The organism is Lichenicoccus roseus, from assembly GCF_005844085.1.
Taxonomy (GTDB): domain Bacteria; phylum Pseudomonadota; class Alphaproteobacteria; order Acetobacterales; family Acetobacteraceae; genus Lichenicoccus; species Lichenicoccus roseus.
The window spans coordinates 123,790-134,942 of sequence record NZ_VCDI01000009.1 but is presented as its reverse complement, the minus strand read 5'-3'; the positions used below and the strand labels follow the sequence as shown (position 1 = coordinate 134,942).

The following is an 11,153-nucleotide window of genomic DNA, read 5'->3' as shown; positions in this document are numbered from 1 at the left end:
GCATGGCCGGGAGCGTGATGACACCAGACGGGCCGATCCCGGACGAGCTGAAGCCGAAGGGGCCGCTGCGACGCGGCTGGACCACCGGCGCCTGCGCGGCCGCCGCCGCCAAGGCCGCCTACTCGGCGCTGCTGCACGGCGGCTTTCCCGATCCGGTCACCATCACGCTGCCGAACGGCGCCACGCCGGGCTTCGCTCTGGCGGAACAGCGGGCCGGCGACGGAGCCGCCTGCGCCGGCATCGTCAAGGATGCCGGCGACGATCCAGACGTCACGCACGGCGCGCTGATCCGCAGCGAGGTACGGCTGCTGCCACCGGGCAGCGGCGTGCGGTTCCGTGCCGGTCCGGGCGTCGGGACCGTGACCCGTCCCGGCCTGCCGCTGCCGCCGGGCGAGCCTGCGATCAATCCCTCGCCGCGTCGCATGATCGAGCAGGCGCTGGCCTCGGTGCGGTCCTCGCCCGACGCGCTGGTGACGATCAGCGTGCCCGGCGGCGAGGCGCTGGCGCTGCGCACGCTGAACGGCCGGCTCGGCATCGTCGGCGGCCTCTCCATCCTGGGCACCACCGGCATCGTGGTGCCGTTCTCCTGCGCCGCCTGGATCGACAGCATCCGGCGCGGCATCGACGTAGCGCGCGCCACCGGCCTCGACCATGTCGCAGGAAGCACCGGGCGTACCTCCGAGGAAGCGGTACAGCGCCTGCACGCCCTGCCCGAGACGGCGCTGATCGAGATGGGCGACTTCGCCGGCGGCATGCTGAAGTATCTGAGGCTGCACCCGGTGCCGCGCATCACCATCGCCGGTGGCATCGGCAAGATCACCAAGCTGGCGCAGGGAAGGCTGGACCTGCATTCCGGTCGTGGCGGCGTGGACCGGGACGCGCTCGCCGCCATCGCCGCCGAGGCAGGCGTGCCGGCGGCGGACGTGCCGCGCATCGCCGCCGCCAACACCGCCGCCGACGGTTTCGCGATCGCGCGCGAGGCGGGCGTGGCGCTGGGCGACCGCATCGCGGCAAGGGCCTGGCAGGTCGCCGCCGGGGTGCTCGGCGACGGGTTGCCCGGAGACGTGCCGGTGGAACTCGAGATCGTGCTGTTCGATGCTCAAGGCGCGCTCTCCGGCCGGGCGGTGATGACACCGGTGCGGAACCGCCGGTCATAGTCCGGGCTGTACAACGCGCTCTCGGAGCCCGTCTCGCCGAGTGCCGGGCCGACCAGCACGAGAGCCGTGCGCTCGATGGGCTCCGCCTGCAGCATCGCCCCGACCGTCGCAAGGGTCCCGCGGATGATCCGCTGGTCCGGCCAGGACGCGCGCGCCACCACCGCGACCGGCGTACCGGGATCGTAGAACGGCATCAGCTCCGCGACGATGCGATCGATGGCGTGGATGGCGAGGTGGATGGCCAGGGTCGTGCCGGTGGTGGCGAAGGCGGCCAGCGTCTCGCGTTCCGGCATCGCCGAGGCGCGCCCGGAGATCCGGGTCAGCACCACGCTCTGTGCCACCCCGGGCACGGTCAGCTCGCGGCCGAGTGCTGCGGCGGCGGCGGCAAAGGCCGGAACGCCGGGTGTCAGGCTGTACGGGATGCCCGCGCGATCGAGCCGGCGCAACTGCTCGGCGAGCGCGCTGTAGATCGACAGGTCGCCGGACTGCAGGCGCGCGACATCCTGCCCGTCCGCATGCGCGCGGACGAACTCCGCCTCGATGGCGTCGAGATCCAGCGGCGCGGTATCGACCAGCCTTGCGCCGGGCGGGCAATGCGCCAGCATCTCGCGCGGCACGATCGAGCCGGCGTACAGGCACACCGGGCAGGCCGCCAGCAGGTCCCGCCCGCGCAGCGTCAGCAGGTCGGCGGCCCCCGGTCCGGCGCCGATGAAGTGCACCGTCATGGCGTTGCTTCCAGCAGGGCGAACGCGCAGGTGACGCCGTCCGCCGCCCGGCGCGGCAGCAGCAGGCGTGCCTGCGGACCGAGCGCCGCCAGAGCGCAGGCCTCGGCCACGCTGGGCAGGCCGACCGCATCCTCGACACGCGCCGAGCGCGTCACGCAACGCGGCTGTTGCGCGCGCAGCTGGTCGTTTGGCACCCGCAGCAGGGTCAGGCCGAGTCGCCGGGCCGCCTCGTCCAGGCCCGGCTCGTCGCGCTTGAAGTCGGGCACCGCCAGCAGGCCGGGAGTGCTGCCCGCCTCCGCCGCGCAGGCTCGCAGCAGCGCCAGCACGGCAGCGGCCGGAACGCCACGACGGCAGCCCAGCCCGGCGGCGACCAGGTCAGCCATGCCAGACCCATTGCAGGATGCGCATCGCCGGACGCAGCGTGTGCAGGTTGCCGATCCGGTCGAGCCGGTCGACGCCGTAGCGCGTGAGGAAGCCGCCGTGGCTGGCCTGGTGGGCGATCAGCAGCGCCTCGGTCTCCAGCGTCACCGCATTGACGACCATCCGCCCACCGGGACGGACCAGGGCGCGGGCGGCGTCCAGCACCCCGTCGTCGCCGGCGCCGCCGCCGATGAATACCGCATCCGCGGCCGGAAGCCCATCGAGCGCGGCCGGAGCCAGGCCCTCGCGCAGGTCCAGGGCGGGCACGCCGAGCTCTCGGGCGTTGCGCGCGGCCCGTGCCCGGCGCTCGGGGTCGGGCTCGATGCCGATGGCACGGCAATCCGGATGACGCAGCATCCACTCGATGGCGATCGAGCCGGAGCCGCAGCCGATATCGCACAGCAGCTCGCCCCGCCGCGGCGCCAGCGCCGACAGTGTCAGGGCGCGGATCTCGCGGCGGGTCATCTGGCCGTCGTGTTCGAAAGCGGCATCGTCGATCCCGCAGGCCATCGGGATGGACCGGCCGCCGCGCGGCAACTCGATCGCCAGCACCGTCAGCGGATCGATGTCGCCGGGCAACTCCTGGTCGGTGCGCAGCGTCACGATGCGCTCGCGCGGGCCGCCGAGTGCCTGCATCAGGTGCAAGGTCGCCGCCTCGAAGCCGCGCTGCCCGAGCAGGCCGACGATCGCCGCCGGGCTGGAGGCATCGGCGCACAGCACCAGGAGCCGCGCCCCCGGCTGCAGCGCCGGCGCCAACGCGTCGACCGGGCGGCCGCAGACGGACAGCGTGGCGGTTGCCTGCAGGCTCCAGCCGAGCCGCGCGCAGGCCAGCGAGAACGACGATGGCTGCGGCAGGCAGATGAATTCGCCGGCCGGGATGCCGCGCGCCAGCAGGCTGCCGATGCCGAACCAGAACGGATCCCCCGACGCCAGCACGACGCAGCGGCCCGGGCGGCGAGACAGCAGCAGCGGCACCGGATCGCCCAGCGGCACCGGCCAGGGGATTGCCTCGCCGCGGATCAGGTCGCACCCCAGCGCAAGATGGCGGGTGGCGCCGAACACGAAAGCCGCCTCCGTCAGCACGCGGCGGGCGGTGCCGGACAGCCCGTCGACACCGTCCTCGCCGATGCCCAGAATGGACAGCCATGCAGGCTGGCTCATCGCGACCAAGGATGCGCGTCCTTATCCTGGGCGGCACCGGCGAAGGCATGGCGGTTGCCGAGGCCCTGCGGCGCGATCCGCGGTTCGATCCGGTCTACTCGCTCGCCGGGGCGACGCGCACACCGCATCCGCCCCATGTCCAGACCCGCAGCGGCGGATTCGGCGGCGTGGCGGGGCTCAGCGGCTGGCTGCGCTCCGAGGCCATCGCGGCGCTCATCGACGCCACCCATCCCTACGCGGTCCGGATCAGCCGGAACGCCGCGCGCGCTGCCGCCGAGACCGGCATTGCGTTGCTGCGTGTCGCCCGCCCCGCCTGGACCGCGCAGCCGGGCGATCGCTGGACCGGGGTGGCTGATGCCGACGGGGCCGCCGCTGCGCTTGGTGACGAACCGCGCAAGGTGCTGCTGACGGTCGGCAGCAAGGGGCTGGCACCGTTCCGCGCGGCCGGCCGGCATTGCTTCGTGGTGCGCTGCATCGACGCGCCCGATCCGGCGCTGCTGCCGGCGCATGCGACGCTGCTGCTGTCGCGCGGGCCGTTCGGGATTGCCGAGGAACGCGCGCTGCTTGCGGAGCATGGCATCGACACGCTGGTCACCAAGAACTCCGGTGGCGAGGCCACCGCCGCCAAGCTGCAGGCCGCACGCGAGGCCGGCATCGAGGTGGTGATGATCGGCCGGCCGCGCGGCGACAGGGTGACGGCGGAGGTGCCGGATGCGCTTGCTGCCCTGGAGTGGCTCGATCACCTGCATCAGACGGCGCCGCGCGGGGCGTAGAGGAACGCTGCGCGGCCCTCGCCCCGGGGGATGAGGCGGCTGGTCTCGGTGCCGACCAGGATCAGCGTGCGCATGTCGGCCTGCGCCGGGATGGCGTTGGCGAGGTCGGTCAGCACGATGCGCTCCTCGGGGCGGCTGACGGCGGTGGCGAACACCACCGGGACGGTGCCGGGCAGCCGGTCGCGCAGCAGGGCAAGCGCCTCGCCGAGCTGCCAGGGCCGTGCCGTCGAGACCGGATTGTACAGCGCCATGCTGAACCCGGCCGAGGCCGCCGCATCCAGACGTCGCAGCACCAGCGGCCAGGGCTTGAGGTTATCCGACAGCGACAGCACGCAGAAATCATGGCCGAGCGGCGCCCCGACGCGCGCCGCCACCGCCAGCATCGCCGAGATCCCGGGCAGCACCGCGATGTCGAGCAGGCGCCATTGCGGTTCACCATGCTCGATCGCCTCGAACACCGCGCTCGCCATGGCGAACACGCCGGCATCGCCCGACGATACCACCGCGACCCGTCGCCCGGCGGCGGCAAGCGTGAGGGCGTGCCGGGCACGATCCAGCTCCTCGCGGTTGTCGGACGCGTGGCGGACCGCATCCGGCGCCGCTTCGACGCGCTGCAGGTACGGCCCGTAGCCGATCAGGTCGGTCGCCCCCGCCAGCGCCGCATCGACCTGCGGCGTGCGCATCGCGACGTCACCGGGCCCCAGGCCGACGATCACCAGCCGCCCCGTCATCGGGCGCCCATGGCCCTGGCGCTCATCTGGCCCGACGCCTGCCCGGCACCAGCACCATGGAGAAATACGGCGCCGCCTGCCCCGCCATCTCGGCGAGCGGCAGGATCCGCTGGCCCGGCATCATGCCGCTCTCGACATAGACCGCGCGCGACAGCAGCCCGGCATCGTCGAGCACCGCCTGGATCTTGGCGAGGTTGCTGCCGACCTTCATGATGACGGCGGCGTCGGCGGTCGCCAGGCGCGACGCCAGCGCCTGCCGGTCGAGGGTGCCGGGCAGCACCATCAGCACGTCGTCGCCATGCGTGAACGGGATGCCGGCGGCAGACCAGCAGCCGCTCATGCCGGTGACGCCGGGCACGATCTCGGTGCGGAACTCGCGATGCAGCCGGTCGAAAAGGTACATCGCCGAGCCGTAGAAGAACGGGTCGCCCTCGCACAGCAGGGCCACGTCATCGCCGCCTGCCAGGCGCTCGGCGAGCTGCGCCGCGCAGCCCTCGTAGAATTGGCCGATCTCGGCGAGATAGCGCGGATCCTCCACCGCAAGCTCGGTGGTGAAGGGATATTCGAAGCGCAGCAGCTCGGCCCGTGCGTCGATGCGGTCGCCGGCGATGCGCCGCGCATGACCGGTGCGTCCCCGCTTGGCGAAGAACGCCACCACCGGCGCCGCCTCGATCAGCCGCACCGCCTTCAGCGTCAGCAGGTCGGGATCGCCGGGACCCATGCCGACGACCTGCAGGACGCCGCTCACTCCGCCTCGCTGGCCAGCGCGTTGAGGCAGCCGGCCGCCATCGCGCTGCCACCCTGGCGCCCGGCCACGATCGCATACGGCACGGTGGCATAGGCCTCCAGCGCCTGCTTGCTTTCCACCGCACCGACGAAGCCGACCGGCATGCCGATGATGCCGGCGGGCGCGGGTGCGCCGGCTGCCAGCATGTCGAGCAGGTGGAACAGGGCGGTGGGCGCGTTTCCGATGGCCACCACGGCGCCACCGAGCCGGTCCCCCCAAAGCTCCAGCGCCGCCGCCGAGCGGGTGTTGCCCAGGCGGCGCGCGAGGTCCGGCGTGCGCGGATCGCGCAGGGTGCAGATCACCTCGTTCCGCGCCGGCAGCCGCGCCCGGGTGACACCGTGCGCGACCATCTCGGAGTCGCACAGCACCGGGCAGCCACGCCGCAGGGCATTCCGGGTGGTGGCGACGAAGCCGGGGCCGAAGCGCAGGTTCGCCGCAAGCTCGACCATGCCGCAGGCATGGATCACCCGGACCGCAACCTGCGCCTCGTCCGGCGCGAACCGCCGCAGGTCCGCCTCGGCGCGGATGATGGCGAACGATCGCGCGTAGATCGCGGCGCCGTCGCGCTCGTAGGCGTCGCGTGGGGCCGAGTTCTGGTTCTGATGGGCTTCTCTCAAGACCGGTCCGCACTCCCGCCGCGATCAGGGACGAGTTGGCGTGCGAGTTGCGCGCAATCGAGCCCGTCGGACTGCGGTGTATGGCTTGCCGGCCCGTCACGCACCAGTGCGTACACCCCGCTACCGTCCCGGACCGCCTCGCCGACCAGGGTCAGCGCGGCCGGGCCGGGATGGGCACAGCCCTTGGCGCAGCCGGAGACATGGATCGAGGCCGCCCGGACGCCGAGACGCAGCAATGCGAGCGCATCCGTGCGCGCGTCGGTCCGGCCGCTGCTGCAGCCGGCAGCGCCGATGCAGGCGCTGACAAGTAGGCGCGGATCGTCGGCATCCAGCACCAGGCCGGAGAGTGCGTGGCGGAGCAACGGCACGGCAGCATCATCGACCCCTGAGATCAGAAGCGTGCGCCAGGGGGTGACGTGCAGCAGGCCGTCGCCATGCCGGACGGCGAGCGAAGCCAGCTTGTGCATCAGGTCGGCATCGAGTTGCCCGAAGGGAAGGCCGAAGCCGAAGGCACCCCCCGATGCCTCTCCGGCGGCGGCCGGGTGCCAGCCGATGGTGAGCGTGGGCGCGGCGCCGGCCTGACCCCGCTTGCGCATTGGCGGCGATCCGCCGAGCAGCGACAAGGCAGCCGCCGGCAAGCCTTCGACGGCTGCAAGCACGCTGCGCGCTCCAAGGGAGGCATGCCACTGGCTGCCAAGCGGGCGGATCAGCAGGTCGACCTGGCCATCCGCCAGCGGAAAACGGCCGGCGCTTATACCGGTGGCAAATTTCGGTGGCAGGAGGTCGATGAGGGGAGATGGGGCGAAGGTGTCGCCAAGGAGGACCGCCACGGCCAATCCGTCCGGCGGCAGCAACGGCGACAGGATGAGGGAGGATCGGCGTTCGCGCGCCGGGTCAGGATCGGCAAGGCCGGCTTCTGCCAGGCAACCTGCCGCTTCGGTGGCCGATCCGGAAGTGAAGCCACGCAATTGGAGGTTGCCACGGCTGGTCAATTCGATCAGCCCGTTGCCGTACCGTGCCGCCGCCGCAGAGACGGCTGACGCCTGCTCGGCCATCACCCGCGCCAACCTCGGCCGCACGCGGATCAGCCAGCCGTCGCCGGACTGCATCGGCCTGAACAGGTCCGGACACCAGCCGCGAACTTCGGTCACTGCACTCCTCCGGGAGGATGAGATCCCATCTCCGGAGGGCAGGGTCGGCTACGACCCAGAGGTCGGCAAGGTCACGCCCGGATCTGCCGGGGGATCAAGCCTCGCGAAGCTGGACTTCGTCGAAGACGCGCTCGTGGTTGTCCATCGTATTCTTGGCGCGGTACTGACAGCCCTGGCTTGTCACCGGCATGGCGCGGACGATGGTGTAAACGCCGGGGCGCACGTTGATGTTCGAGCTGTTATGCAGCAGTGCGACGCGATCGCCGACGGCAAACTTGTGTTTCGCCACTCAGACTTTCTCCAGGAGAAGAGGTTCAGCAGAAGGACAATTGGCGGCGCCGAGGCGCCGCCAACCAATCAGGTTGCCTGCAGGTTGACTGCCGACACCTTGCCCTGCTGCCCGCGCTCGAGCTCGTAGCTGAGCTTCTGGCCCTCGTTCAGGGTCGAAAGCCCTGCCCGCTCGACAGCGGACACATGCACGAACACATCCTTGGAGCCATCAGTCGGCTCGATGAAACCGAAGCCCTTCTGGCTGTTGAACCACTTAACCGTACCTGTCGACATCACGTATCTCCGTTGCCGGCAATCCCTGCGCAGCGGCAGGGCTCTTCACTTCTATTTTCGGGAACCGGGAGGCACACACGCGAAACAGAACCGAGATTTTGCCCCGGTTAGAAATTAACCGTACGCTACCCTACAGGACGCCAGGCAATTCGACACTAGTTATTTTCAAGTATTTTCCCATAACACGGCAATGTTGATCAACAATAATGACTTAAACTTAATCCAGCCATCCAAGTTTCAACTCAGCGACGTGTTCGTGCGGTCCCGCCGAGTTTTTCCCGCAAGGTCCCCGGCCGGTAGGCGCGCTTGAACCGGCCGCGACGCTGCAGTTCCGGAACCAGCAGGCGACCCACCGCCTCGAACGTCTCATGGGCCACCACCGAGCAGAGATTGAACCCCTCGATGCCGCTCTCCGCCACCCAGGCCTCGAGCCGGTCGGCCACGGAGACGGCGCTGCCTGTGAACACCGGACCGATCCCGCCGATGCCGACATGCTCGGCCACATCGCGCACCGTCCAGCTGCGGTCCGGGTCCGCCCGGGTGATGTTGTCCAGCGCCGAGCGGCCGGCATCGTTCTCGACATGCCGGATCGCCTGGTCGGGCGGCAGGCTGGACAGATCGACGCCGGTCCAGCCCGACATCAGCGCCAGCGCGCCCTCGTGGCTGACATGGCCCCGATACTCCTCCAGCAGCCCCCGCGCCTCGGCATCGGTCTCGGCCACGATCACGGTAGCGAGCGAGAAGCAGCGGATCGCCGCCGCATCCCGCCCGGCCGCGGTTGCCAGGGCCCGGATCGCCTGGGCTCGCGCGCCCACGATCGCCGCCGTCGGGCCGGACACGAACACGCATTCCGCATAGCGCGCCGCGAATTCGCGCCCGCGCGGCGAACTGCCGGCCTGGTAGAGCACCGGCGTGCGCTGCGGCGACGGCTCCTGCAGGTGGACGGCGTCGAGCTGCACATGCGGGCCGTGATGCTGGATCCGGTGCACCCGTGACGGGTCGGCATAGATCGCACGCGCGCGGTCGGCGAGCACGGCGCCGTCCTCCCAGCTCCGCTCCCACAGCGCCAGGATCGCCTGCATGTAGTCCTCGGCGACATCGTAGCGGTCGTCATGCGCACGTTGCCTCGTCTGGCCCGAGGCCCGGGCGGCGCTGTCCAGGTAGGACGTCACGATATTCCAGCCGACCCGGCCGCCGGTCAGGTGGTCGAGCGTCGACATGCGACGCGCGAACGGGAACACCGGCTCGTACGAAAGGCTGGAGGTGACGCCGAAGCCAAGATCCCGCGTCACCATCGCCATCACCGGGATCAGCAGCATCGGGTCGCCGGCGGGCACCTGCGTCGCGGCCTTCAGCGCGGCATCGGCGTTGCCGCCATAGACGTCGTACACCCCGAGCACGTCCGCCAGGAACACGCCGTCGAACAGCCCCTGCTCGAGGATGCGCGCGAGGTCGGTCCAGTACGCCAGCGTGTTGAACCCGGTCGAACGGCAGCGCGGATGGGTCCACAGCCCGGGCGACTGGTGGCCGATGCAGTTCATCGTGAAGGCGTTGAAGCGGATCTCCTGCATCACGCTGCCAGCGCCTTTCCGGCGAGGGACGCGACATGCGCCGCCAGGGCGCGCGGCTGCATCGAGATCTGCGGCAGGCCCATCAGCTCGCCGAAGGTGCCGCGCGCCAGCGGCCCGACCACGAACAGCGACGGCCAGGCGCTGCCGTCCGGCCGCAACAGGTGCGCGTCGGCATCGACGGCGATGCCGAGGCCGGTCGGATCGGCCACCAGCATGCCGGCCGCCGCCATCGCGCCGAGCAGCGGATTGCTGGACAGCACGCCACCATGCGCAGGCCCGGTGCAGTTCACGATCCAGTCGGTCTGCAGCCGGCGCCGGACAACGTCGGGGGCATGGCGCGGATGCAGCGTCAGCACCACGCCGCCGTCCGGGGCGGCCTCGACACCGCGCAGGCTGGCCGCGACGATCTCAAGTTGTCCGTCGGCCTGCGCCGCCCGCATGGTCTCGTCGATCTGCGGCGCACACTGGTAGCGATGCACGTCCCAGAACGTGCGCAGATGCCGTAGCGCCCGGCGCTGCTCGGATTTCGGCAGCGCGTTCCAGAGCACGAAGGCCTGCTTGCGCAGGGCATCGACCACGTCCTCCCATGGACGCCCGGCAGCCTCGCAACCGGCGATCGCGGCGCGCACCCGCCGCAACAGCGCCAGCGCGTCGGTGGCGGGCCCGGTGGTGAAGTCGCCGTACGCCTCCACCGGCAGCGCCGTGCGCGGCCGCGGCAGCAGGCCGTGCCGGGACAATCCGACGATCGGACCACGATGGCCGCCATGCTTCGGACCCTGGCCACGCAGACCGGCGATCACGTCGCAGCCGGTCAGCCCGGTGCCGATCACCACCACGCGGTCGCCGTAGGGGATCGAGTCCAGTGCCCGGCTGTCCCACGGGTCTGCCAGCACGCGGGACGCGACAGGCTCCGGCAGGTCACGCAGCGGCGCCGGCAAGGCGGCCGGCGGATGGCTCATCGCCAGCACCACCAGGTCGGCCGCCACGGTGCCGCCGCCGGCAAGTTCGATCGCGAAGCCCCGGCTTCCCGGCGGATCGCCTGCCGCCCCCTCGACCGCGACCGCGCGGTCGCGCACGTGACGCAATCGCGCCGGTCCGGCGGACGACGCCGCGGCATCGGCGAGTAGCCCGGCGACATAGATCCCGAACAGGCAGCGGCGGGGGAACAGGGTGCCGTCCGGCCGTTCCGCGTCGGGGTCCTCGGGCAACCCGCGGGCGCGCAGCCAGCGGTCGAAGTGGGTGCGGTCCTCGTCGAACAGCGCCATCCGCGCCGCCGAGACATTGATCCGCAACATCGGGTTGTCGGTGTCGTAGGCGAGGCCGGCGCCGAGCCGTTCGCGCGGCTCGACGATGTCGATGACGAAGGGCAGCGCCGGGTGGTCACGCAGCAGATGGAGCGCGAACAGCGCGCCGCTGAGGCCGCCGCCCAGGATCGCGATGCGTGCCCCGGGTCGGATGGCGGGAGCGGGTATGCCCGGTGCAGGAGGCGTCATAAG

13 protein-coding genes are annotated in these 11,153 nt (G+C 71.5%); 2 read left to right on the top strand and 11 right to left on the bottom strand.

Features of this window, described 5'->3' with window-relative positions; genetic code table 11:
* Nucleotides 1-17: 17 nt before the first annotated feature.
* A complete protein-coding gene (locus FE263_RS19415) occupies nt 18-1,157 on the top strand; it encodes a cobalt-precorrin-5B (C(1))-methyltransferase (RefSeq protein ID WP_138327689.1) in 1,140 nt (379 codons plus the stop codon).
* Here the strand turns inward: FE263_RS19415 and cobM are convergent.
* Genes cobM through cbiE form a run of 3 tightly spaced genes read right to left on the bottom strand, consistent with a single transcriptional unit; the run spans nt 1,100 to nt 3,463 of the window.
* Nucleotides 1,100-1,882, bottom strand: a complete 783-nt coding sequence (gene cobM, locus FE263_RS19410) for a precorrin-4 C(11)-methyltransferase (RefSeq protein WP_138327688.1) — start codon at nt 1,880-1,882, stop codon at nt 1,100-1,102. The two genes, FE263_RS19415 and cobM, sit on opposite strands and share 58 nt — an antisense overlap.
* Nucleotides 1,879-2,265, bottom strand: a complete 387-nt coding sequence (locus tag FE263_RS19405; RefSeq protein ID WP_240759953.1) for a cobalamin biosynthesis protein — start codon at nt 2,263-2,265, stop codon at nt 1,879-1,881. The genes cobM and FE263_RS19405 overlap by 4 nt, the downstream gene beginning before the upstream one ends.
* The gene (gene cbiE, locus FE263_RS19400) at nt 2,258-3,463 is read right to left on the bottom strand and encodes a precorrin-6y C5,15-methyltransferase (decarboxylating) subunit CbiE (RefSeq protein ID WP_138327687.1); all 1,206 of its coding nucleotides are present in this window, start codon (nt 3,461-3,463) and stop codon (nt 2,258-2,260) included. The genes FE263_RS19405 and cbiE overlap by 8 nt, the downstream gene beginning before the upstream one ends.
* 11 nt (nt 3,464-3,474) lie before the next feature.
* On the opposite strand from cbiE, the gene FE263_RS19395 reads away from it, so the two are divergent.
* Nucleotides 3,475-4,236 (top strand): cobalt-precorrin-6A reductase, encoded by a 762-nt coding sequence (locus FE263_RS19395; protein ID WP_138327686.1) that lies wholly within the window; start codon nt 3,475-3,477, stop codon nt 4,234-4,236.
* On the opposite strand, the gene cobJ is transcribed toward FE263_RS19395, so the two are convergent.
* The 8 genes from cobJ to FE263_RS19355 form a co-directional block, all read right to left on the bottom strand.
* Nucleotides 4,212-4,967, bottom strand: coding sequence for a precorrin-3B C(17)-methyltransferase (gene cobJ / locus FE263_RS19390; RefSeq protein WP_138327685.1), 756 nt, complete (start codon nt 4,965-4,967; stop codon nt 4,212-4,214). The genes FE263_RS19395 and cobJ overlap by 25 nt on opposite strands.
* A gap of 22 nt (nt 4,968-4,989) precedes the next feature.
* Nucleotides 4,990-5,715, bottom strand: a complete 726-nt coding sequence (locus FE263_RS19385; protein ID WP_138327684.1) for a precorrin-2 C(20)-methyltransferase — start codon at nt 5,713-5,715, stop codon at nt 4,990-4,992.
* Nucleotides 5,712-6,371 (bottom strand): precorrin-8X methylmutase, encoded by a 660-nt coding sequence (locus FE263_RS19380; protein WP_138327683.1) that lies wholly within the window; start codon nt 6,369-6,371, stop codon nt 5,712-5,714. Before FE263_RS19380 ends, FE263_RS19385 begins: the two co-directional genes overlap by 4 nt.
* Nucleotides 6,368-7,522 carry a precorrin-3B synthase gene (locus tag FE263_RS19375; RefSeq protein ID WP_138327682.1) on the bottom strand — a complete coding sequence of 385 codons (1,155 nt, stop codon included), beginning with the start codon at nt 7,520-7,522 and terminating at the stop codon, nt 6,368-6,370. Before FE263_RS19375 ends, FE263_RS19380 begins: the two co-directional genes overlap by 4 nt.
* A gap of 94 nt (nt 7,523-7,616) precedes the next feature.
* Nucleotides 7,617-7,811, bottom strand: a complete 195-nt coding sequence (locus FE263_RS19370) for a hypothetical protein (protein WP_138327681.1) — start codon at nt 7,809-7,811, stop codon at nt 7,617-7,619.
* Nucleotides 7,812-7,879: 68 nt separating this feature from the next.
* Nucleotides 7,880-8,086, bottom strand: a complete 207-nt coding sequence (locus tag FE263_RS19365; protein WP_138327680.1) for a cold-shock protein — start codon at nt 8,084-8,086, stop codon at nt 7,880-7,882.
* 242 nt (nt 8,087-8,328) lie between these two features.
* Nucleotides 8,329-9,657 carry an LLM class flavin-dependent oxidoreductase gene (locus tag FE263_RS19360; protein ID WP_205880469.1) on the bottom strand — a complete coding sequence of 443 codons (1,329 nt, stop codon included), beginning with the start codon at nt 9,655-9,657 and terminating at the stop codon, nt 8,329-8,331.
* Complete coding sequence (locus FE263_RS19355; RefSeq protein ID WP_171034228.1) at nt 9,657-11,150, bottom strand: FAD/NAD(P)-binding protein; 1,494 nt, start codon at nt 11,148-11,150, stop codon at nt 9,657-9,659. The genes FE263_RS19360 and FE263_RS19355 overlap by 1 nt, the downstream gene beginning before the upstream one ends.
* Nucleotides 11,151-11,153: the final 3 nt, after the last annotated feature.